Consider the following 22,687-nt stretch of genomic DNA (forward strand, 5'->3'; position numbering starts at 1 on the left):
CTTGCGATGGCTCGGTCAGGCTCACGGCCTGGGGTGAGCCCCGACCATAGCCAACTTGTCCGTCGCTGCAAAGGCCGTGTCGCGCAGCAGCAGCTGTCGCCACTGCGTCTGCTGCGCCGCGCAAGCTTCGACCAGATAGTCGTAGCGCTTGCCCACCCGCGCAGCCACCGGTAAGCCGTCGCGGTAGAGCAGGCGGTTGCCGCTGGTGGCCGGTACCTTGGCCCCCGGCAGCAACGTGCCGATCAGGTTCAGCGGATCGCTGGCACTGACCAGCACCAACGTGCCGTCCGCCGCTTGCCGGCGAACCTGGCGCAGCATGGCCACGGCCTCGGGCAAGGCGAACTGCTCGCCGGACAACCCGGCAATGAAGCGCCCACCCCGTATTTCCCCACGCGCCTCCAGGCGATGGTAGCAGCGCAGCAGGTCACGCCAGGGCGGCAACACATCGCTCTCACGCGCCAGCAGGCGCCAGCACATCACCCCGTAGCGCTGCAGCAGCAGGCGAGCGATGCTTTCGATGTGCTGATCCTGATCCGGCGCGGCTTCGCTGCGCGGCAGCAGGGCCCAGCGCCCTGCACAAGCCATGCTGTTGGACAAGGGCAGGTGACCGAAGCGCGGCCGACGCGCGGTGCGCCGGGCGGCCGGCGCGATCAGGCTACGCAGCCCGGTGAAGCTGTCGGCATTGGCCAGGCCAGCGCCAACCAGCGCCTGCAAGGCCGTTTCCAGTTCGCTGGGGAGCAGACGGGCCTCTTGGGCCAGCTCGTCGAAAAACAGTGCACCGCGGGTTTTCAGGGCGTCATGCACCCGCTGGGCACGTGGTCCCAAGGTGTCGAGGCACGGGGGTGGGGCCAGGCTTCGCCACAGCTGCAGGTGTTCGCGAGGCAGCAACACCACGGGCGTGCTGGCCACCGTGCTGGCTGACACGGTACTTGCCAACCGGCTCCAGGCGAACTGCCCGCTGCGGCAGGCTTCGTCGAGCCAGCTGGGGCTGTAATCGCGCATGCGTGCAGGCAGCACTTCGGCTTCCCACGCCCCGGCCGCACTTGGAAACCCCTGCAGTTGGGCCAGCACAACAAGCAGCGCCTGCGGCCCTTGCAACCGTTGCCCCGGATCAAGGTGTTGCCAGTGGAACAGGAAACGCATGAAGTCCTGCAGGCTGACCGGCTCGATCTCCCGGCGCAGACGTTTGACGGTATAGCGGTGGATACGCGCCAGCAGGTGGCGTTCGCACCATTGAGTGTCAATTGCATCCGGGCTGAAATGCCCCCTGAGCACATGGCCTTGGGCCTCGAGCCGGGCCAATGCCTGCTCCACATCAGCGATGGACTTGCCCAGCGGCGCTGCAAGCTGGGCAACGGTGGCAGGCCCATGACCGCTCAGCCGGGCACGCAGCAGTTCGGGCAGCGCCAGGTCGTGGTCCACTGGCTGATCGAAGCCTGGCAGTGGCTCGACCACGGGCGACAGACGGCAATCGGGGTAGACGGCTTGCAACAGCGTCAGGCGCTCACGGGCCAGCCACAACTTCTGCTCGGGCAGGTAGACGGCTCGGCCCCGCTTGGCAAGCTGATCAAGCAGCGTACGCCAGCGTGCGCCTGCCTGAGCTTCTGGCTGGCTGATGGCGCCCAGGCTCATGAGCGCTTCATGCATTTCATCCGCGTTGACCGGCTGCGGCCAGGCCTCGGCTGCCACTGCCGCAATGGCGTCCGCATCCAGCGCACCCAGCTCATCGCCTGACTGCACATCCGCCCAGCGGCGATTGAGCACCGCCTGGGTACGGCGCTCTTCGAGCGGGGCATCATCCAGAAAGGTGTAGGGCCTGGCATTGAGAATGGCTGACGCCAGCGGCGAGGGCGCCGGCAGGTCGCGCGCCAGCAGGCGCACGGCACCGCTTTCCATGCGCCGCAGCAAAGCCAGCCAACCGTCGCAATCCATGGCGTCGTGCAGGCAATCGTCGAGGGTCTGACGAACCAGCGGGTGGTCCGGTACGTGCCGTTCGCCGGACAGATTTTCAAGGCAGGCGATCTGATCGGGAAACACCGAGGCGATCAGGTCTTCGCTCTTCATGCGCTGGATCTGCGGTACAACCTTGCGACCACCGGCAAAGCGCGGCAAGGCCATGGCCACACCCGCGTTCCAGCGCCAGCGGACACCGAACAGCGGGGCATCGAGCACAGCCTGGATCAGCACCTGCTCGGCGCTGCGGCTGTCGAGGTAGCGCCACACCTCGTCGAGGGCAAAGCTGTGGCTGGTAGACAGCGACAGCACGATGGCATCTTCACTGGCTGCCGCTTGCAGCTCGACATTGAAGGTACGGCAGAACCGCTTGCGCAGGGCCAAACCCCAGGCGCGGTTGATGCGGCTACCGAACGGCGAATGAATGATCAGCTGCGTGCCGCCTGATTCGTCGAAGAAACGCTCCATCACCAGGGTGTCCTGGGAGGGCAGGGCGCCCAATACCTGCTGGGTGCGGGCCAGGTAGTCCAGCAACTGCTCGGCACAGCTGGCGTCCAGTTCGAACGTGGCTTGCAGCCAGGCCAGCACATGCGCCAGCGAGCCACCCGCGTGCTGCAGGCGCTCATCAATCTGCCCTTGCAGCCTGGCCACGGCGGCGCTGAGCTCGCGGGTGCGGCCAGGGGCTTCGCCCAGCCAGAAGGGAATCGTGGGGGGCTGGCCGTGGGCGTCTTCGACCCGGACCCGCCCGGCCTCCACGCGCAGGATGCGATAAGACGCGTTGCCTAGCTGGAAGATGTCGCCAGCAATGCTCTCCACGGCGAAGTCTTCATTGACGCTGCCGATGTTCAGCGCCTGAGGTTCGAGCACGACGGCGTAGTCGGCGTTGTCGGGAATCGTCCCGCCACTGGTCAAGGCGGTGAGTTGGCTGCCACGGCGCCCTCGCACCATGGCGCTGACGGCATCGCGGTGCAGGTAGGCGCCGCGCACGCCCTGGCGGCCGTTGTAGCCTTCGGCAAGCATGCCAAGCAAGGCATCGTAATGTTCGTACGCCAACGTTTCGAACGGCATGGCCTGGCGCAGGCAGTCGAACAGCGCTTGCTCGTGCCAGGGCTGGTTGCTGGCCTCGGCAACGATCTGCTGGGCCAGCACATCCAGCGGGGCCTGCGGTACCTGCACTTCATCCAACTCGCCGCGGCGCACGCAATCGAGCAGCGCCACGCACTCGATCAAGTCGTCTCGCGATGTCGCGAACAGCCGTCCTTTGGGCACCCCGTCCACCTGATGTCCTGCACGCCCCACGCGCTGCAGGAACGCTGCGATCGAGCCGGGTGAGGCGACCTGGCACACCAGGTCGATGTCGCCGATGTCGATGCCAAGTTCCAGCGAGGCCGTGGCCACCAGCACCTGCAGCTCGCCCGCTTTCAGGCGCTGCTCGGCGCTCAGGCGCCTTTCCTTGGACAGGCTGCCGTGGTGAGCGGCCACCGCAGCCGTGCCCAACCGATCGCTCAAGTGACGGGTGATGCGCTCGGCCAGCCGCCGGGTGTTGACGAACACCAAGGTGGTGCGATGCGCACGGGCCAGTTCGGCCAGACGATCGTACACCAGCCCCCAGGCATCCTGGTCGAGCACCGCCCCCAGTGGCACGGGTGGGATTTCGATGGCCAGGTCACGCTGGCGGGCGTGCCCTACATCGACGATGGAACAGGCGCGCCCGCTGCCCACCAGAAACTGCGCCACCCGCTCGACCGGACGCTGGGTAGCAGACAGGCCGATGCGTCGCAGCGGACGGTCGCACAACGCTTGCAGGCGTTCGAGGGTCAGTGCCAGGTGGCAACCGCGCTTGTTGCCGGCCAGGGCATGGATCTCATCGACGATGACGGTGTGCACCGTACGCAGGCCTTCACGTCCAGAGGCCGAACCCATCAGCACGTACAGGGACTCAGGGGTCGTGACCAGAATATGCGGTGCCTGCTTGCGCATGGCGATGCGTTCTTTCTGGGGCGTATCACCAGTGCGCACCGCCGTGGTGATGGTGGGGGCTGCGTGCCCTTGCGCCTGGAGCGTGCGCTGGATGCCCTCCAGCGGTATTTGCAGGTTCAAACGGATGTCGTTGGACAGGGCTTTCAAGGGCGATACGTAGACGACCTGCGTGTGGGCGGGCAATGTGCCGCCCTGCTCCAGCCCCTGGCGAAACAGCCGGTCGAGCACCGCCAGAAACGCACTGAGCGTTTTGCCTGAGCCGGTCGGCGCTGCCAGCAGCACGGACTGACCGGCCTGGATGAGCGGCCAGGCCTGAGCCTGGGCATCGGTCACCGACGGATAACGGCCTGAGAACCAGGCCGCAACGCCTGGATGGAACAGCTCGAATACGGGATGGTTGGCGGCAGGAAGCGTCATTGGGAAGGTTATGAAGGGTCCCGGCCGGGTTGGCAAGTGGCCATTCGTCTGCCCACGTCCAAACCTGGCAGTGGCCTTGTCACGGCTGGGGAGGCATGGGATGCTCGCCGCCCATTTTCAGGGAGATCACCCATGGCCAATATCATCCGCATTGCCGCCGCCTTATTGCTGGACTCGCAAGGTCGCACGCTGCTGGTGCGCAAGCGCGGCACTCAGGCATTCATGCAGCCGGGCGGCAAGATCGATGCCGGAGAAACCCCGGTTCAAGCGTTGGCCCGTGAGCTGCACGAGGAACTGGGCCTGCAGATCGACCCCGCCAAGGCCGTGCGCCTTGGTCAGTTCAACGCCCCGGCAGCCAATGAGCCAGGGTTCGAGGTGCAGGCCGAGTTGTTCCGGGTGGACTGCGCGGCATCGGTAATGCCGGCGGCCGAAATCGACGAGATCACTTGGTTGGCCGCTGACCAGACGCCAGAAATGCCCCTGGCGCCCCTGACCCGTGACCTGATCCTGCCGCTGTACCGCCAGTTGCTCAGCGCACCGCACTGACCCCGTCGAGGGTGGCGAACGAAGTGTCTTTGGCCGTCAGCAGAAAATCGCGCATATAGGGTGCATCTAGCATGTCGGTGCGCACGGCTGCGTAGAGTGTCGCGAACAGGCCTTTTTCGCCCAGGCGCTTGCCCTTGACGTAACCGCGCGAGCTGTATTCGTGCAAGGCCCAATGGGGCATGCCGCACACGCCGCGGCCGCTGGCCACCAACTGCATCATCATGACCGTAAGCTCCGAGGTGCGTACGGCCGCGGGCTCGATGTCGGCTGGCTCCAGGAAGCGGGTGAAGATGTCCAGACGGTCACGCTCCACCGGGTAGGTGATCAGGGTCTGGTCCGCCAGGTCCTGGGGCACCATGTAGGGTTTGCTGGCCAACGGATGTTGGTTGGCCACCGCCAGCATGGCTTCGTAGGTGAACAGGGGAACGTAGGTGATGCCGGCCAGGTCCAGGGGATCGGAGGTCACCACCAGGTCCAGGTCACCACGGGCCAAGGCGGGCAGGGGCGCGAACGCGAAGCCTGAGGCCAGGTCCAGCTCCACTTCAGGCCAGGCATCACGGAACTGATCGATGGTGGGCATCAGCCACTGGAAGCAGCTGTGGCATTCGATGGCCATGTGCAAGCGACCGGCAGTGCCCCCCGCCAGTCTGGCGATATCCCGCTCGGCGCCACGCAGCAGGGGGAGCGTGGCGTCGGCCAGTTGCAGCAGGCGCAGCCCTGCGCTGGTGAAGCGAATGGGCTTGCTCTTGCGCACGAACAACGTCAGGCCCAGGCGCTCTTCCAGTTCCTTGAACTGGTGGGACAAGGCCGACTGGGTCAGGTGCAGCCGCTCGGCCGCTTCGACCAGGCTGTCTGCTTCACGCAGGGCATGAAGGGTTTTCAGGTGGCGGATCTCCAGCACAGCTAACTCCGAGGGTAGGGCTGAGGGTAAATATCTTGGAGTTGAGTTTCCCTCATGTTACCGCCGCTGTCGACAGTGCCTTGCCTGTTGACTGGCGCATTGCAGCGCCTCGGTCCATCAACCTAGCCCGTATTTCTTGACCTTGTCGAACAACGTGGTCTTTGCCATGCCCAATTCCTGGCTGGCCTGGCTCAGGTTGCCCCCGGTGCGCTGCAAGGCGTCACTGAGCAGGTTGCGCTCGAAGGCCTCCACGGCCTCGGCAAAGCCCAGCCCTTGGCTGCTGGTGCCCGTGGGGCCTTTCTTGAACGCGGGCAGCCCTAGTGCATAGCGTTCGGCCACATTGCGCAGTTCGCGCACGTTGCCCGGCCAGTCATGGGCCATCAGCCTTGACAGTGTCTGGCTGTCCAGGGTGGGCGTCTCCCGGTCGAACCGCAGCGCCGATTGCTGCAGGAAGTGTTCGAACAGCTGCAGGATGTCTTCGCGGCGTTCGCGCAGCGGTGGCAGTTCGAGGGTCACCACGTTCAGGCGGTAATACAGGTCGCTGCGAAACTGCCCGCTCTGACCCAGGCTGTCGAGGTCGGCCTTGGTCGCCGCGATGAGCCGGCAATCCACTGGAATGCTCTGGTTCGAGCCGAGCCGTTCCAGGGTGCGCTCCTGGAGCACCCGCAACAGTTTGATCTGAAGGTTGATCGGCATGCTTTCCACTTCATCGAGAAACAGCGTGCCGCCGTTGGCGTGCTCGATCTTGCCGATGCGGCGTTTGCCAGCACCGGTGAAGGCGTTGGCTTCATGGCCGAAAATCTCGCTTTCGAACAGGTTCTCCGGCAGGCCACCGCAGTTCAACGCCACGAAGGGCTGGCCCTGGCGACGGCTGAAGTCATGCAGGCAGCGAGCCACCAGTTCCTTGCCGGTGCCTGTCTCACCCTCGATCAGCACGTTAGCAGAGGTATCGGCCACGTTGGCGATCAGTTCGCGCAGGTGCTGCATGGCGGGCGAACGACCGATGATGCGCCCCTCCAGGCTGCTCTGTCCGGCAAGCTGGCGGCGCAGCGCCGAGACTTCACGGGACAAGCCGCGTTGCTCGAGCGCACGGCGCACCACATCGACCAGCCGCTCGGGGGAGAAGGGCTTTTCCATGAAGTCATACGCGCCGTTGCGCATGGCGCCGACGGCCATGTCGATATCACCGTGCCCGGTGATCAATACCACCGGCAGGCTGCGGTCGCGCGCCTTGAGACGGTTGAGCAGTTCCAGGCCGTCGATACCCGGCAGGCGAATGTCGCTGACCACGATGCCGGCAAAGTCATCGCCAATGCGCTCGAGCGCCTGTTCGGCACTGCCAACGCCTTCGCAACCGATGTCCTCCAGCGCCAGTGCCTGCTGGCACCCAAGAAGGACATGGGGGTCGTCTTCGACGATCAGAACGGTAAGGGGCGCTTGGGTCATGGAGAGTCTGCCGATTCGCTGGGGGTGGAGGCCAAGGGCAGGATCAGCACGAAAGCTGTGCCGCCGCTGGCAGGGTGCTCGACACTGAGGCTGCCCTTGGCGGCCGCAGCAAGGCTGGCCGAGAGGGTCAGGCCCAGGCCAAGGCCATTGTCGCCCGGCTTGGTGGTGAAGAACGGTTCGAAAAGATGCTTGCGTGCCTCTGGATCGATGCCATGGCCGTTGTCGCGCACCTGCAAGCGGTATTTGTCCCCCTGCAGTTCACCTTCGAGCCATAAGGCTGGTTGGGGCTGGACAGCCATGGCATCCAGGGCGTTGCCGATGAGGTTGACCAGGATCTGCTCCAGCCGGGTCTGGTCGATGGCCAACTGCAGGTCCTGGTAATGGCGGTGCACCTGCAGGTGGCTGCTGTTGATCCGTTCTGCCAGCACCTGCAGGCTGGCTTCGACCGCCTTGGCCACCGCGGCCTGGCCGCTGTCGTCACTGCGTCGGGCGAATGAACGCAGGCTGGCGGTGATGCGGCCCATGCGGTCGACCAGGCCATTGATGGTACGCAGGTTGGTACTGGCGGTCTCCAGTGCGCCGCGTTCGATGAACCGAACGGTGTTGCCCGACAAGGTACGCAGCGCCGCCAAGGGTTGATTGAGTTCGTGAGCGATACTGGTGGACATCTGTCCGATGGCTGCCAGCTTGCCAGCCTGAACCAGTTCGTCTTGCGCCTGGCGCAGGGTTTGCTCGGCATGACGGCGCTCGCGTATCTGCCCCTTGAGCCGTTCGTTGCTGGCCCGCAGGTCGGCCGTACGCTCGGCGATGCGGCGCTCGAGCTGGCTATTGGCTTGCTCCAGCGCCTCGCGGGCTGCCAGGCGGGTAGCGATGACTTTGCGTCGCTCGTTCCAGGCGATGCCCAGGATGGTCAGCAAGGCAAACGCCACACCCACCAGGATGCCCTGCACCATGGACTCGCGACGCAGATCCTGAAGCGGCGTCAGCAGCGTGAAGTGCCAGGGCGTATCGACCAGGCGACGTGTCTGGGCCAGGTAGGCCACCTCATGCGGGTTGCCCTGGGCCGTTTCGCTGTTGGCCGGGAAGGTCAGCTTTTCTACCCCGTCGGCCAGGGTCTCGCGCCCCAGCGGTTGCAGCTCGTTGAGCGGCCACCAGTAGTATTGCAGGCTGCGCGCCAGGCGCTCCTTGGTTTGCGGGGTCAGTGGGCGCACCGACTTCAGGCGGCGAGCCGGATCGCTGGAAAGAATGATGATCCCGTTCTCGTCGCTGACGAACGCTTCCAGGCGGGCGCGCTGCCAACGTTCCTCCAGGGTATCGAGGCGCACCTTGATCACCGCCACGCCGATGATTTTGCCGTGCTCCTCAAGCCCATGGGCCAGGTAGTAGCCGGCTTCGCCCGTGGTGCTGCCGATGCCGTAGAAGCGCCCAGGTTCGCCACGCACGGCGGTCTGGAAATACGCGCGAAACGACAGGTCCTCGCCCAGGAATGAGTCGGTATCGCGCCAGTTGCTGGTGGCCTGCACCCGCCCTTGGGTATCGAGCACGAAGATCGCACGGCTGCGGCTGCGCCGGTTGAGGCCTTCGAGGTATTCGTTGACGGTTTGCCGTGAGCCACCATCAGGGTCGGTCAGCAGGTGCGACACGCTGTCTTCGAGTTCCAGCAGGCTGGGAAGGTAGGTGTACTTGCTGATCTCGCTTTCGACCGTACGCGCATGCAATTCCAACTGGCGCTCGCCATTTTCACTGAGCACGCGTATGCCGTTGCTCTCGCTGATCAGGAACCCGGCCATGCCCAGCCCGATCATCAGCAGGATGATCAGCGGGGGTAACAGCAGTTGGCGGACAAGGCGGGCTTTCACGGCAGGCTTGGCAGGTAACAGGAGCGAGGGGTCGCATTTCATCACAGTGACCTCGTCACGGCCAGCGCCCGCTGCCCGGAAGGGCGGCGGGGCCGAGCGGCTCGATGAGGCAGGATCAGTGCTGAAGGATCTTGCTCAGGAAGTGCTGGGTGCGTTCGTGACGGCCTTCGGGGTTGCCGAAGAAGTCTTCCTTCTGGCAATCCTCGATGATGTGCCCCTTGTCCATGAATATCACGCGGTTGGCCACTTTGCGGGCAAAGCCCATTTCGTGGGTCACGCACATCATGGTCATGCCTTCGTGGGCAAGCTCGACCATCACGTCCAGCACTTCGTTGACCATCTCCGGGTCCAGGGCCGAGGTGGGCTCGTCGAACAGCATGACGATCGGGTCCATGGACAATGCTCGCGCAATGGCGACCCGTTGCTGCTGGCCGCCGGACAACTGCCCGGGGTGCTTCTTGGCGTGGGCACTCAAGCCGACGCGGTCGAGCAGGGCCAGGCCCTTCTTGGTGGCTTCGGCTTCACTGCGGCCCAATACCTTGCGCTGGGCAATGGTCAGGTTTTCGGTGATGGTCAGGTGGGGGAACAGCTCGAAATGCTGGAAGACCATGCCCACGCGCGAGCGCAGTTTGGGCAGGTTGGTCTTGGAATCGGCGATCGAAGTGCCGTCGACCACGATGTCACCTTTCTGGAAAGGCTCCAGCGCGTTCACACACTTGATCAGGGTGGACTTGCCCGACCCCGAAGGCCCGCACACCACCACCACCTCACCTTTCTTGACCTCGGTGCTGCAGTCGGTCAGCACCTGGAAGTCCCCGTACCACTTGTTGACGTTCTTGATGGAAATCATACGGTGATCCTTTTTTGCAGGCGCTTGACCAGCCACGAAGCGGAGAAGCTGATAATGAAGTACACGACGCCGGCGAAGATCAGGAACTCATGGGAGCGCCCGATGATGTCGCCGTTGGAGCGTGCCGAGTTGAGGAAGTCGACCAGGCCTACCGTGTAGACCAGGGACGTGTCCTGGAACAGGATGATGCTTTGCTGCAGCAGCAACGGTGTCATCTTGCGGAACGCCTGGGGCAGGATGATCAGGCGCATGGTCTGGCCATAAGTCATGCCCAATGCCTGGGCTGCGCCCATCTGGCCTTTGGAGATCGATTGCACACCGGCACGCACGATTTCGCAGAAGTAGGCCGCCTCGAACATCATGAAGGCGACCACGCAGGAGGTGAAGGCCCCCACCGGCGTGTCCTGCCCGGTGATCCAGCGCAGCACGAACGGCACCGCCAGGTAGAACCAGGTGATCACCAGCAGCAAGGGGATCGAGCGGAAATAGTTGACGTAGGCGCCGGCCAACCTGGACAGCAGTTTATTCGACGACAGGCGCATCAGCGCCAGCAGGGTGCCCAGCACGATGCCGCCGATGACGCCCATCACCATCAGTTGCAGGGTCATGGCCATGCCATCCCAGAGGGCGGGCAGAGCGGGGATGATTTCGCTGAAATCCAGTTCCATTTACTTGCCCCCCACAGAGATCAGGCCAGGTACGGCCACTTTCTTCTCGACGACGCGCATGAGCAGCATCAGGCCCATGTTGAGGGTGAAGTAGATCAACGTGGCCAAGGTGAACGCTTCGAACAGGTTGGCCGAGAACTCGGCGGTCTGCTTGGTTTGCGCCAGCAGCTCCATCAGGCCGATCAACGAAGCCACCGAGGAGTTCTTGAACACGTTCAGGAACTCGGAGGTAAGTGGCGGGATGATGATGCGGAAGGCCTGTGGTAGCAGCACATTGGTGTAGATCTGCGGCAAGCTGAAGCCCATCGCCCGCGCTGCCGATTCCTGGCCACGTGGCAGGGCCTGGATGCCGGTGCGAACCTGCTCGCACACCCGTGCGGCGGTGAACAGGCCCAGGCACACGACCACACTGATCAAGGCCGACGTGGTCGGGTTCAAGTCCTGCTTGAACCATTCCTGCAGCCCCTCTGGCAGCAGGTCCGGCACCAGGAAGTACCAGATGAACAGCTGCACCAGCAAAGGCACGTTGCGGAACAGCTCGACGTATGCGGTGGCGATACCGGAAACGAGCCGGTTAGGCACGGTACGCATCACGCCCAGGATCGACCCCAGCAGCAAGGCGATGATCCAGGCGGAAATGGCGATGGCGATGGTCCATCCCAGGCCGGTGATGTACCAGTCCAGATAGGTTTCGCTGCCCACGCCAGTGGACTTGAAGAATACGCCCCAGTCCCAGTTGTAATTCATCGGGATTTCCCCTCAGACGATTGTTTCACGGGCACCTTCCAGCTTCCGAGGGCAAACTGCCCTCGGATGAAAGGTTAGACACTAACGGGGAGCCTGCCGGTTTAATTCGCGCCTTGCAGCGCGGCAGGCTCCAGGCTGGGGGTCAGGATTTCTTCTCGTCTGCCGCCTTGTCGGTCGGCTCGGCGATCAGCTTCTTGAGCTCGTCGCTCATCGGGAATTGCAGGTTCAGGCCTTTTGGCGGGATTGGCTGCTGGAACCACTTGTCGTAGCTCTTGTTGACTTCACCGGACTTGAAGTAGCCAACGATCGCATCATCCACGGCCTTCTTGAAAGGCTCATCACCCTTGCGCACCATGCAACCGTAGATTTCATAAGATTGCGGCGTACCGGTGATGACCCAGTCCGACGGCTTGCGAGCCTTGGCCATTTCGCCAGCCAGCAGCGCGTCGTCCATCATGAAGGCCACGGCGCGGCCGCTCTCGAGCATGTTGAAGGCTTCACCGTGGTCCTTGGCGGAGATCACGTTCATCTTCATCTGCTTGTCGGCGTTCATGGCCTTGAGGAGGCGCTCGGAGGTCGTGCCTGCTGTGGTCACTACGTTTTTGCCAGCCAGGTCTGCGAAGTCCTTGTAGGCCGGCTGACCGTCCTTGACCTTGGTCAGCAGACGGGTGCCAACCTCGAAGATACCCACCGAGAAGCTGACTTGCTGCTGACGCTCGACGTTGTTGGTGGTGGAGCCGCACTCCAGGTCGACGGTGCCGTTCTGCACCAGCGGGATGCGGGTCTGGGAGGTGACCAGGTTGTAGCGGACCTTGATGTCGGTACCCAGTTGCTTCTTCAGGGCCTCGACGACGGCCAGCTGGATGTCGTGGGAGTAGCCTACAGGCTCTGGCTTGCCGGCCAGGTAGGAAAACGGGATGGAGGAGTCGCGGTGGCCCAAGGTGATGGTGCCTGAATCCTTGATCTTCTTCAGGGTGCCGGTGAGTTCTTCGGCCATGGCCGGCGAAGCGATTACAGCAGCCGCGATGGCGGCGCCCAGCAATTGACGAACGATACGCATCAAATTTTCCTCGACGTGTTTGTTTTTTTTATGGAGCCGTTGGCGGACTCTTTCGTTCAACGGATACGGCAGCTGTTGCATCCGGTTGAATGGATATGAGCAGAAGTCGTGCCAAGGTCCGTGAAGCATGTTAGCCCCGCTGAAAGCGAGGGCGTTAGCCTTGTTCGACTAATTTGAGTTTTTCAACAGGGTCGGAAATTCGAATGACCTTCAATTTTATGTTCGGTTATCCGAATGAGTGCTCATGCTTGTGTACCCAGCCATATGTAACACCTGCCCATGACAGCCCGATGTTCTGCTGCGCCATTTTCCAGACCAGAGGAAGATTTGTGGCAGATAACGCACTACCTCACCTTTCCGTTGATGCATTTGTGGCGAACGCGTTGCCGGCTTGGCTGACCAGCGCCGATCCGGACCTGCTGAGCACATTCCACCGAGCGCTCTATCTTGAACAGTTGTCGAGCGAGGCGGTCAGGGCGCGTTTGAAAACGTTGCCTGGGCTAGAGACCTTTGCGCGCCCATTACTTCAGGAGGCGCTGCGAGCCCGAGGCTTGGGTGAGGTGAATGTAGACACCGCCCAGGTGGTGCTGCATGACAAAGTTGCGATACCCAGTGCCGCGCCTCGGCTGCAGACACCCATGAGAGCGCTTTACAGCAAAGAGTCGCTGCTGGTGGCCGCGTTGCATAACTTTCATGAAAGCGAGACCTTTCCCGGCCTGCACCGGCGCGCTCACTTGCAGGAGGCAAACGGCACTGTATTGCCGCTCTCCTTCGAAGCGTTTGCTCGCCTCTGCCGGCAGCTGGACCTGGGCGGGCAGTACCAGCAGCAGCTGCGTATGTGCTTGTTCCCCAAGGCGCGCCCCCCAGCACCCGCCGATTTTGGGCAGCGTGCGGTAGAACAGATTTTCGAGGAGCGTCTACGTGCGGCACTCGATGTTGCAGTCAGGATGGCCAGGCTCAAAGGGCAGTTGACCGAGCAAGACTACCTGGCACTTCTGCCACTGATAGCCCAGAAGCCGACCGTACCGGCCGTGACCCAGGGGTTCCAGCCGTTCGAGCTATTTGTCCTGGGCAAGCCCGTTCAGCGTTGCCTGGTCATTGAGCTTCGCGCAGCGGCCAATGGGCCCATGTACGGCTTGATAAGCTGGTTTTCCGATGACCCGGCCGAGCCCATCGGGCGGCATGCGGACTGGGCTGGATTTTACGAGCACCTCGGCAAGCGGCTGCGTGAGCGTCAATATAGACGGTATTTCGTCAGCTTGATCGCCCAGCGCGAGCGGCCCGCGTTCCTGGCCCAGTTGGCGCAATTGAACAAATCCTCTGATGGATCTACACCGCTCGCCATCGATGGTCGCCATTTCGCAATAGAAGGCTCTGTCTTTGCCTGCCTGCGTAAACGCTTGCTCAATGCAATGATCGACGATGCTCGGGTGCTGGCCGTCCCTACGGGCGATTTGACTCAACTTGAGCGGCACGAGCGCATCGACGCCTTGAAAGGGGCAGGGCTCGATGCGCTCACCCTGGCCGCGCAGTTCGTTCCCGGCTTGGGCGAAGTTTTGTTCGTAGCGGCAGCCGTAGACGTCGCGCGCGAAGTCTACGACGGTTACGAGGCTTGGCAGATAGGCGACAGGCAGCAAGCGCTGGCCCATGTGTTCAATGTGGCGCAGGTCGTGGCCACGGGCGCAGTGCTTGGGGCTGGGCAGTCTACGATCGGCGGCGCGCTAGAGCGCATCGGTTTGGTCGACGGCCTCACGCCGGTGAGGGTGGGCAACAGGGGGTTGCGTCTGAAACAGATGCCGGCGTCGGCCCACAGCCTGGAGCATCCGGGTGAATTGATGCGCAGTTTTGGCGCCGATCTTGAGCAGGTATCCAACCTGGATGCCGACGTGCTGATGCAGGTCACGGGCCTGTCGCCTGAACACTTGCGCAGCTTGCGTTTACACGAGGAGCCGGCGCCAGCACGGCTCAGGGAAGCGCAGGCACGGCACCTGCTGCATGGCCAAGGGCCGACCTCCGAGCTGTTGGTCGAGCAAGCGCTGGCGCTTTCAGTGGGCGAGTCAGGCGTTGGCGTGGATACGCTCACTCGCGACTTCACCGGGCTGTCAGTGCCATTGGCGCAAGAAATCGTGGAATGCGCGACCACCGAACAACTTGCGACGCTGATGAGCGGCAAGGTACCCCTGCCGCTTGCTGAACGAGCACGTTGGGCTGTGCGTGAAAGCCGCATTGATCGCGCGCTGTTGGGGTTCGAACATGAGCAGGCCGCTAACTTGGACACTCTGCGCCTGGCGCTGGCGCTGATTGATGAAACGTCGCCATGGCCAGTGTCGACCTGTATCGAAGTACGCTTGGGTGAGGCCCAGGGCCAGCTCGTGGCCTCCCATGGCCCGGCCGGTGCACAGCGCACCGAGGTGATCGTGCAGACCAGCGGGGGGTATCGGCTGCAGAGAGGTCCGATTCAGACTGGGGATCAAGGGCTACTGGCGTGCTTGCTGCAGACCCTGGATGAAACCCAGAAAACCGCTTTCCGCGGTTCATCGGTAACTACAGCCGACTTAGGGGCCAACCTGCTGCACAGGGCGGCTGCTGACCGGGGCAAAACGGCCCAGTCGCTGGGCATGGCGGCTCTGGGCGGTCGCTTCAACCCGCCTCGCCGACTCCAGGATGGCCGTGTAGGTTATCCCCTCAGCGGGCGGGGCGAGAGCAGTCGGCAAGCACTGCGCCGGGGCATACGCCGCATTTACCCGACACTGACCGATGACCAGATGGACGCTTATCTGGCGCAATTGATCGAGCGCGACGTGAATCTCTGGGACCACCTGAGCGATCTCGAAGGGCGACTGGAACGTCTGCGTCAGGCCCTCGCCTCCTGGGAGCGCCAGCGCAATGGCTTCATTGATGGGCGCCGCCGACACAGGGTAGCCACCCACATTCGCCGCGCTTGGCGACGCAAAACGGTCGCGTCCGAGACTGATGAATATGTGCTGCGTATAGAAGGCGAGCAGGTGGGCACGCTACCTGACCTGCCTGATGACATCGATTTCAATCACGTGCGGCAATTGGCCTTGCGCAACCTGGCGCTTACCCATGTCAGCGACGACTTTCTCAGGCGGTTCCCGCATGTGCAGGTGCTCGATTTGCGCGGTAACCAGTTGACGCAACTGCCGACAGGACTCGGTGGCCTGGAGCAGTTGCGCACGCTGCGCCTTGATGACAATCGGATCGTACTGCAACCCGACAGTGACACGGTGCTGACCGGGCTGACCCACTTGGAGCATATCAACTTGAGCGGTAATCCGATCGGCCGGGTACCGAACCTGTCTGCCCTGCGTCATCTGCGTACGATTTCACTGCGCAACACGGGCCTGTTGAACATCCCGCAGCGCCATCAATTGCTATGGCGTGGCCTGATGGACATCCGGGAAAACCAGATTCGTGAGGTCAACGAACACCTGCAGATCCTTGGGGACCGCATCCAGCAACTGTCTCTGCATGACAACCCGTTGGACCAGGCCAGTCAGCAAGCACTGGCCACTGCAAACGAAGGCTCGCTTGCCCCGCGCAACCATGCCCAGGTGTTCATTGACGACGAGCTGCGAGATAGCTGGATTGGGCCCGCCAAGCCGGCGCTACGCCATCGCTATGAAGGCATCTGGAACGCCTTGCTCGACGATGAGGGCTCGGCCGATCTCTTCCGGTTCCTCGCCGACTTCGCCGAATCTGACGATTTCGAAGAACGACCGCAGTACTACCGTGCACGCATATGGCGCATTCTGGAGTTGTGTGCTGAAAGTACGGATGTTCGCGAATCGGTCTACCTGCATACCCAAGGTCCGCAAACCTGCGAAGACCGCTTGTTGCTGCTGCTCAGTCAACTCGAGGTGAGGGCGCATATTGCTATTCATACGGCTGGGGCAAGTGCCGGGCAGACTGAGCGCGAACTCTTGCGACTTGGCCGTTCGCTGTACCGCCTGGACCAGGTGGACAGCATCGCCGCTCGGCACATCGAGCAAATGCGACGCGATCCCTATGCGATGGTGGATGACATCGAAGTGTACCTGGCTTATCGGGTCAATCTGGCGAGTCGCTTGGGGTTGCCGGCTCAGCCGAGCTACATGAACTACCCGGAATTCAGCGACGTCAGCAGTCGGCAGGTCAGGCTGGCCGGAGACCGGATACTGGCGGGCGAAAGTCTGGATGTGCTGGCCGCAGCGCTGGCGCAACGCGAGTTCTGGCAGTCGTTTGCGCGCAGCCATTATCGCGAGCGCTTCGAGGCGCTGGCGGCACCGTTTCATGAACGGCTCGAGGCCGCCGAGCGCACCGCCGGCGAGCACGGGGAGCAGGGCTACCTGCAGCAGGCTGCTGCCTTGAAAGCTGAACTCGATGCCCAGGAACAGGCGCTTTATCACGAGCTTGCGGTCGAGGCCTATAGCCGCCTGTGAGCATGTGCTGACAGGCGGCCCACCTGGGTTAGGCGGCGTGGCTGCGCTGCGTTACCTTTTTCAGGTACTGGGCGAGCGTGTTCTGTTCCGCCTCGGTAGTAAACAGCCCAAGCTTGGTACGACGCCACAAGATATCTTCAAGGCAGGTTGCCCACTCATGCTCGCACAGGTAATCCACCTCGCGAGCAAAGAGCCCCGCACCAATGGCCTGACCCAGGTCCTGCGGGCCTTCGACGCCTGCCAACAGTGTCCAGACGCGGCTGCCATAGGTGCGTGCCCAGCGCTGGGCAATGGCCGGGGCGAGCCAGGTATGCCGAGCAAGCAAGGCTTCTTCAAGTGCCTGCGGCGTGGTCATGTCCTCGCCGCCCGGCAGGGTTGCTTCGGCCGTCCAACTGCCGCCCATCTGGCTGAAGAATGGCTTGAGTTCGGCCATGGCCGATTCGGCCAGCTTGCGGTAAGTGGTGAGCTTGCCACCGAAGACCGAGAGCAGGGGGGCTTCACCGTGGGCGGCGGACAGTGCCAAGGTGTAGTCACGGGTAACGGCCGACGGGTTGTCCGACTCGTCATTGCACAGGGGGCGAACGCCTGCATAGGTGCTGAAGATGTCACTGCGCTGCAGCTGGTGATTGAAGTGAGCGTTGACCACCTTGAGCAGATAGTCGGTTTCCTGATCGGTGATCGCTACCTTGGCAGGGTCGCCTGTGTATTCACGGTCAGTGGTGCCGATCAGCGTAAAACGATCAAGATACGGGATGCAGAAAACGATGCGCTGGTCTTCGTTCTGCAGAATGTAAGCGTGCTCGCCTTCATACAGCCGGGGGACGATCAGGTGACTCCCCTGAATCAGGCGAATGCCGTAAGGAGCGTCCAGTTTCAGGTCGTTCTTGATGAACTGCGCAACCCATGGGCCGGCGGCGTTCACCAGCCCTTTGGCCCGCACCGTCCGGGTGCTGCCGTCGGCGTGCTGCACATCCACTTCCCAGATGGCGCCGACACGCCTGGCGCCCAGGCACAGTGTCTGGGTGTGAATATGCGCGCCATGTTCCCGGGCGGCCATGGCGTTGAGGACCACCAGGCGAGCGTCGTCAACCCAGCAGTCGGCATATTCGAAACCACGGGTGATGGCCGGCTTGAGCGCGGAGCCCGCGCCAAATCGCAGGCTGCGCGAGGCGCCCAGGCGCTTGCGCTTGCCCAGGTGGTCGTAAAGGAACAGGCCAGCACGGATCATCCAGGCAGGGCGCAGATGGGGGCGGTGGGGCAGCACGAAACGCATGGGCTTAACAATGTGCGGTGCCTTGGCCAACAGGACTTCGCGTTCGGCCAGGGCCTCACGTACCAAACGAAACTCGTAATGCTCAAGGTAGCGCAGACCACCGTGAATCAGCTTGCTGCTGGCTGACGAGGTGTGCCGGGCCAGGTCGTCCTTTTCACACAGAAAGACTTTCAGGCCGCGGCCGGCAGCGTCGGCGGCGATGCCCACACCGTTGATGCCACCGCCTATCACCACCAGGTCATAGCAATCGGCGACGGGAGCGCTGGTCGAATCGGGCTGGGACACAGGGAAGGTCTCCTGGAGCAATTTGCATCGAAAGTGAACATTTATGTTCGTTTCCGAAAATACTAGCGCAAGCGAACGCGACTCGCCAGTCCGTATTCATAGAAAATACTGATCAGGTGACAAGCAAATGAACATTAACGAAAAAAGCCCGTAGAGGGGCGGGCTTGTGCCACACCCACGGTTGCAGCGCCGGTCGAGACAACCTAAACCACTTCGACACGCACCTTGTGGTCATTGAGCAGTTGTACCAGGGCAGGGGTTGGGGTCTGATCAGTCACCAGGCAGTCGACTAGGCTGATGGCGCCCAGGCGCACCATGGCATTGCGCCCGAACTTGCTGGAGTCCGCAGCCAGGATCACCTGCCGAGCATTGGCGATGATCGCCTGGGATACGCGCACTTCCTGATAGTCGAAATCCAGCAGGCTCCCGTCTTCATCGATGCCGCTGATACCGACCAGGGCGTAATCGACCTTGAACTGATTGATGAAGTCGACACTGGCCTGGCCTACGACGCCGCCGTCACGGCGCACGGTACCGCCTGCCACCAGGACCTCGAAGTCGTCCTTGGCCGCCAGGATGGAAGCGACGTGCAGGTTGTTGGTGATGACCTTCAGTTGGCTGTGGTTGAGCAAAGCACGCGCGATGGATTCGGTGGTGGTGCCGATATTGATGAACAGCGAGGCATGATCGGGCACCTGCCGAGCGACAGCCTCGGCGATGCGCTGCTTTTCATCACGCATCTGGTCGGCGCGCATGGCATACGCCGTGTTCTCAACGCTTGAATCGTAGGCTGCGCCCCCGTGGTAACGGCGCAACAGGTCGAGCTCTGCCAGTTGGTTGATGTCGCGGCGGATCGTCTGCGGGGTAACGACGAACAGCTGCGCCATTTCCTCGATACTGACGTAGCCGCGGTCTCGGACCAGTTCGAGGATTTGTTGTTGGCGTGGAGGCAAATTCATGGACGTCCTTCGGAGCAGCCTGACAAATGCTGCAATGATGCCGTAGGACGGGGATGACGACCAGCGTGGCGTCCGAAGGGTGGATCCGGCGCAGACCTTGGAGCGGAGTGCGCCGTTGCCTACGGTAATCAGGCGTCGTGGTCTTCCCAATCGCGGGTGCGATCGACGGCTTTTTTCCAGCCACCGTACAATTTCTCTTTCTGCGCTTCATCCAGTTGCGGGCTGAACTCCCGCTCGATGATTGCCTTGTTGCGCAATTCGTCCAGGCTGCTCCAGAAACCGCAAGCCAGGCCCGCCAGGTAGGCTGCACCCAGCGCCGTGGTCTCGCGCATCTTGGGGCGCTCGACGCACGTGCCGAGGATATCGGCCTGGAACTGCATCAGGAAGTTGTTGGCCACGGCGCCGCCGTCAACCCGCAGTTCGGACAGGCGTTGGCCGCAGTCCTGCTGCATGGCATCGAGCACGTCGCGGGTCTGGTAGGCGATGGACTCCAGTGCTGCGCGGATGATGTGATCCACCTTGACGCCGCGGGTCAGGCCAAACAGCGCGCCGCGGGCATAAGGGTCCCAGTAGGGGGCGCCAAGGCCGGTGAAGGCAGGCACCAGGTAGACGCCATTGCTGTCCTTGACCTTGCTTGCGAAGTACTCGGTATCCAACGCGTCATTGACGATCTTCAGTTCATCGCGCAGCCACTGGACCGTCGAGCCGCCGTTGAACACGGCCCCCTCCAGGGCATAGGCCACTTCACCGCGCGGACCACAGGCGATGGTGGTCAGCAGGCCATGGGAGGAAGTGACGGCCTTGTCGCCCGTGTTCATCAGCAGGAAACAACCAGTGCCATAGGTGTTCTTCGCCTGCCCCGGTTCCACGCACATCTGCCCGAACAGGGCCGATTGCTGGTCCCCGGCGATGCCGGCGATGGCGATGCCACTTTTGGTATGCCCATAGACCTCGGAAGAGGACCGCACCTCTGGCAGCATTTGCGCAGGGATGCCCAGGATGTCGAGCAGCTTTTCATCCCACTGCAGCGTGTGGATGTTGAACATGAGGGTTCGCGAGGCATTGGTGTAGTCGGTGACATGCACCTTGCCGCCGGAAAACTTCCAGATAAGCCAGGTATCGACGGTGCCGAACAGCAGCTCGCCACGCTCGGCGCGTTCCCGGGCGCCGTCGACATTGTCCAGGATCCACTTGAGCTTGGTACCGGAAAAGTACGGGTCGGTGACCAGACCCGTGGTTTCACGAATGTAGTCCTCAAAGCCGTCGCGCTTGAGCTGGGCGCAGATTTCGGTGCTGCGCCGGCATTGCCAGACGATGGCGTTGTATACCGGGCGGCCGGTTTCCTTGTCCCAGACGACGGTCGTTTCGCGCTGGTTGGTGATACCCAGGGCCGCGACCTGGGCATGGCTGATGCCAGCTTGGGCCAGTGCTTCGACCATGGTCGCACTCTGGGTGGCGAAGATTTCCATGGGGTCGTGCTCGACCCAACCTGCCTGCGGATAATGCTGGACGAACTCACGCTGGGAGGTGCCGACCACATTGGCGTCGCGGTCGAAGATGATCGCACGCGAACTGGTGGTGCCCTGGTCCAGGGCGATGATGTACTGCTTGTCCTGAGTGTCTGTCATGGTGTTGGCCTTGCAAAATAGGGGTCGTGGCGGGTCTGTCTGCCGTGCTCAGTTGACTTGCGTATCGCCTTGGCGAGCGTCGCTTGCCGCAGGCGTGGGCGTTGGAGCGGCGGGCAAATTGCGGGCAATCAAGCCACGGTAGGTGGCAGCACCCAGGCAGGCGCCGATGATAGGGCCGAATATCGGCACCAGGAAGTAAGGCACATCGCGGCCGCCGGTAAAGGCGATTTCGCCCCAGCCTGCCAGGAACGTCATGATTTTCGGGCCCAGGTCGCGTGCCGGGTTCATGGCAAAGCCGGTCAAGGGCCCCATGGCACTGCCAATCACCGCGATCAGCAGGCCGATCAGCAGCGGCGCCATCGGGCCGCGGGGTAGGCCGTTGTTGTCATCGGTCAGGGCCATGATGACGGCCATGAGGATCGCCGTGATCACCACCTCCACCAGCAGCGCTTGCGCCGTAGACAAGGAAGGATGGGGATAGGTCGAGAAAACCGCTGCCAGGTCCAGGCTGGATTCACTACCGCGCAGCATGGCGTGCGCTTGTTCGAAATCGAAGAACAGGCTGCTATAGAGGGTGTAGACCAGCGCCGCGCCGCAGAAGGCACCACACACTTGGGCAAGCATGTAGAAAGGCAGCTTGCGCCGCTCGAAGCCGGCGAACAGGGTCAGCGCGATGCTGACGGCAGGGTTCAGGTGAGCACCGGAGATCCCGGCGGTGAGGTAGATGCTCATGCTGACTCCCACCCCCCAAATGATGCTGATTTCCCAGAGTCCGAAGCTTGCGCCTGCGACCTTGAGTGCGGCGACGCAGCCGGTACCGAAGAAGATCAGCAGCGCAGTACCGAGGAATTCGGCCAGGCACTGACTGGACAGCGTGGGTTGGCCTTGGGCAATTGTCATGTATGACCTCGTTGTTTTTGTTGTGAGTCGCGCGGGGCTCGACAGCAAGGCCCGGACCTTCCGGATGGTCCTGGGCGGATATGAGGTGCACCGTGAAGGTGCACCCCCGGCATTCAGAAACGAAAAAATATAGACAAGAAACGCTGATGTCAAAGGTCGAAAGTGAACGGTCAGTCACGTTTTGGGCAACGGCCGCCAGCGTGACGCCCCATGGTAGAGCGGGGCGCACGGGCTTCTTGGCTGGAATGTGGGAATTGACCTAAAGTAGCTGCCGATCTGTCTTACACCGGAACTTCGTATGACGCCCGCTCTGGACCTGCTGAAAAAGCATCACGCGCACTATCACGTTCACAGCTACGAGCATGACCCCAAGACAGCGTCCTATGGACTGGAAGCTGCAGATAAGCTCGGCCTGGACCCGCAGCAGGTATTCAAGACGCTGCTGGCTTGTAGCGAGAAAGGGGAGTTGCTGGTAGCGGTGGTGCCTGTGGTGGGTACCCTTGATCTCAAGGCCTTGGCGCATGCGGCGGGGGTGAAAAAGTGCGAGATGGCCGACCCTGTCAAGGCGCAGCGGGCAACAGGCTATCTGGTGGGTGGGATCAGCCCGCTAGGGCAAAAGAAACGTCTGCGCACCTTCATCGACGAGGCGGCGCAGCGTTTTGCGACTATCCATGTGAGCGCTGGACGACGTGGGCTGGAGGTGGAACTGGCGGCAACGACCCTGGCCGAGCATACCCAGGCCACCTTTGCCAGTATTGGCAGAACGTGATGCC

15 protein-coding genes are annotated in these 22,687 nt (G+C 62.5%); 3 read left to right on the plus strand and 12 right to left on the minus strand.

Annotation, left to right across the window (positions count from 1 at the left end):
- Positions 1-21: 21 nt before the first annotated feature.
- Complete coding sequence (locus tag CWR53_RS05380) at positions 22-4,350, minus strand: DNA glycosylase AlkZ-like family protein (RefSeq protein ID WP_100850986.1); 4,329 nt, start codon at positions 4,348-4,350, stop codon at positions 22-24.
- A 132-nt stretch (positions 4,351-4,482) separates the two neighbouring features.
- Here CWR53_RS05380 and CWR53_RS05385 point away from each other — a divergent pair, with 132 nt between their 5' ends.
- A complete protein-coding gene (locus CWR53_RS05385; RefSeq protein ID WP_100850987.1) occupies positions 4,483-4,896 on the plus strand; it encodes an NUDIX domain-containing protein in 414 nt (137 codons plus the stop codon).
- Here the strand turns inward: CWR53_RS05385 and metR are convergent.
- The 7 genes from metR to CWR53_RS05420 form a co-directional block, all read right to left on the minus strand.
- Positions 4,880-5,797 carry a transcriptional regulator MetR gene (metR, locus tag CWR53_RS05390; protein WP_023535218.1) on the minus strand — a complete coding sequence of 306 codons (918 nt, stop codon included), beginning with the start codon at positions 5,795-5,797 and terminating at the stop codon, positions 4,880-4,882. The genes CWR53_RS05385 and metR overlap by 17 nt on opposite strands.
- Before the next feature lie 117 nt (positions 5,798-5,914).
- Positions 5,915-7,243, minus strand: coding sequence for a sigma-54 dependent transcriptional regulator (locus tag CWR53_RS05395; RefSeq protein ID WP_027915364.1), 1,329 nt, complete (start codon positions 7,241-7,243; stop codon positions 5,915-5,917).
- Positions 7,240-9,144 carry an ATP-binding protein gene (locus CWR53_RS05400; protein WP_058605189.1) on the minus strand — a complete coding sequence of 635 codons (1,905 nt, stop codon included), beginning with the start codon at positions 9,142-9,144 and terminating at the stop codon, positions 7,240-7,242. The genes CWR53_RS05395 and CWR53_RS05400 overlap by 4 nt, the downstream gene beginning before the upstream one ends.
- A gap of 73 nt (positions 9,145-9,217) precedes the next feature.
- Positions 9,218-9,952 carry an amino acid ABC transporter ATP-binding protein gene (locus CWR53_RS05405; protein ID WP_058605188.1) on the minus strand — a complete coding sequence of 245 codons (735 nt, stop codon included), beginning with the start codon at positions 9,950-9,952 and terminating at the stop codon, positions 9,218-9,220.
- Positions 9,949-10,620, minus strand: a complete 672-nt coding sequence (locus CWR53_RS05410) for an amino acid ABC transporter permease (protein ID WP_058605187.1) — start codon at positions 10,618-10,620, stop codon at positions 9,949-9,951. The genes CWR53_RS05405 and CWR53_RS05410 overlap by 4 nt, the downstream gene beginning before the upstream one ends.
- Positions 10,621-11,367: an amino acid ABC transporter permease gene (locus CWR53_RS05415; protein WP_100850988.1), complete on the minus strand. Its 747-nt coding sequence runs from the start codon at positions 11,365-11,367 to the stop codon at positions 10,621-10,623.
- A gap of 142 nt (positions 11,368-11,509) precedes the next feature.
- Positions 11,510-12,427 (minus strand): glutamate/aspartate ABC transporter substrate-binding protein, encoded by a 918-nt coding sequence (locus CWR53_RS05420; protein WP_058605185.1) that lies wholly within the window; start codon positions 12,425-12,427, stop codon positions 11,510-11,512.
- Between the two features lie 371 nt (positions 12,428-12,798).
- Here CWR53_RS05420 and CWR53_RS05425 point away from each other — a divergent pair, with 371 nt between their 5' ends.
- Positions 12,799-16,869 carry an NEL-type E3 ubiquitin ligase domain-containing protein gene (locus CWR53_RS05425; protein ID WP_258313210.1) on the plus strand — a complete coding sequence of 1,357 codons (4,071 nt, stop codon included), beginning with the start codon at positions 12,799-12,801 and terminating at the stop codon, positions 16,867-16,869.
- 28 nt (positions 16,870-16,897) lie between these two features.
- Here CWR53_RS05425 and glpD read toward each other — a convergent pair whose 3' ends face one another.
- The 4 genes from glpD to CWR53_RS05445 form a co-directional block, all read right to left on the minus strand.
- Positions 16,898-18,427, minus strand: a complete 1,530-nt coding sequence (glpD, locus tag CWR53_RS05430) for a glycerol-3-phosphate dehydrogenase (RefSeq protein ID WP_100850990.1) — start codon at positions 18,425-18,427, stop codon at positions 16,898-16,900.
- Between the two features lie 203 nt (positions 18,428-18,630).
- On the minus strand, positions 18,631-19,386 hold the full coding sequence (locus tag CWR53_RS05435; RefSeq protein WP_023535227.1) for a DeoR/GlpR family transcriptional regulator: 756 nt from the start codon (positions 19,384-19,386) through the stop codon (positions 18,631-18,633).
- 128 nt (positions 19,387-19,514) lie between these two features.
- A complete protein-coding gene (gene glpK / locus CWR53_RS05440) occupies positions 19,515-21,014 on the minus strand; it encodes a glycerol kinase GlpK (RefSeq protein WP_100850991.1) in 1,500 nt (499 codons plus the stop codon).
- Positions 21,015-21,062: 48 nt separating this feature from the next.
- Entirely contained in the window at positions 21,063-21,914 is an 852-nt protein-coding gene (locus CWR53_RS05445) for an MIP/aquaporin family protein (protein ID WP_100850992.1), read from the minus strand.
- 298 nt (positions 21,915-22,212) lie between these two features.
- Here CWR53_RS05445 and ybaK point away from each other — a divergent pair, with 298 nt between their 5' ends.
- Positions 22,213-22,683 carry a Cys-tRNA(Pro) deacylase gene (gene ybaK, locus CWR53_RS05450; protein ID WP_058605180.1) on the plus strand — a complete coding sequence of 157 codons (471 nt, stop codon included), beginning with the start codon at positions 22,213-22,215 and terminating at the stop codon, positions 22,681-22,683.
- Positions 22,684-22,687: the final 4 nt, after the last annotated feature.

Source organism: Pseudomonas sp. SGAir0191, from assembly GCF_002812565.2.
GTDB classification, from domain to species: Bacteria; Pseudomonadota; Gammaproteobacteria; order Pseudomonadales; family Pseudomonadaceae; genus Aquipseudomonas; species Aquipseudomonas parafulva_B.

Excerpts from the sequence above, each read along its gene's own strand:
- CWR53_RS05380 (WP_100850986.1), bottom strand. The coding sequence starts at position 4,350 with ATGACGCTTCCTGCCGCCAACCATCCCGTATTCGAGCTGTTCCATCCA.
- CWR53_RS05385 (WP_100850987.1), top strand. The coding sequence starts at position 4,483 with ATGGCCAATATCATCCGCATTGCCGCCGCCTTATTGCTGGACTCGCAA.
- CWR53_RS05395 (WP_027915364.1), bottom strand. The coding sequence starts at position 7,243 with ATGACCCAAGCGCCCCTTACCGTTCTGATCGTCGAAGACGACCCCCAT.
- CWR53_RS05400 (WP_058605189.1), bottom strand. The coding sequence starts at position 9,144 with ATGAAATGCGACCCCTCGCTCCTGTTACCTGCCAAGCCTGCCGTGAAA.
- CWR53_RS05405 (WP_058605188.1), bottom strand. The coding sequence starts at position 9,952 with ATGATTTCCATCAAGAACGTCAACAAGTGGTACGGGGACTTCCAGGTG.
- CWR53_RS05410 (WP_058605187.1), bottom strand. The coding sequence starts at position 10,620 with ATGGAACTGGATTTCAGCGAAATCATCCCCGCTCTGCCCGCCCTCTGG.
- CWR53_RS05415 (WP_100850988.1), bottom strand. The coding sequence starts at position 11,367 with ATGAATTACAACTGGGACTGGGGCGTATTCTTCAAGTCCACTGGCGTG.
- CWR53_RS05420 (WP_058605185.1), bottom strand. The coding sequence starts at position 12,427 with ATGCGTATCGTTCGTCAATTGCTGGGCGCCGCCATCGCGGCTGCTGTA.
- CWR53_RS05435 (WP_023535227.1), bottom strand. The coding sequence starts at position 19,386 with ATGAATTTGCCTCCACGCCAACAACAAATCCTCGAACTGGTCCGAGAC.
- glpK (WP_100850991.1), bottom strand. The coding sequence starts at position 21,014 with ATGACAGACACTCAGGACAAGCAGTACATCATCGCCCTGGACCAGGGC.
- CWR53_RS05445 (WP_100850992.1), bottom strand. The coding sequence starts at position 21,914 with ATGACAATTGCCCAAGGCCAACCCACGCTGTCCAGTCAGTGCCTGGCC.
- ybaK (WP_058605180.1), top strand. The coding sequence starts at position 22,213 with ATGACGCCCGCTCTGGACCTGCTGAAAAAGCATCACGCGCACTATCAC.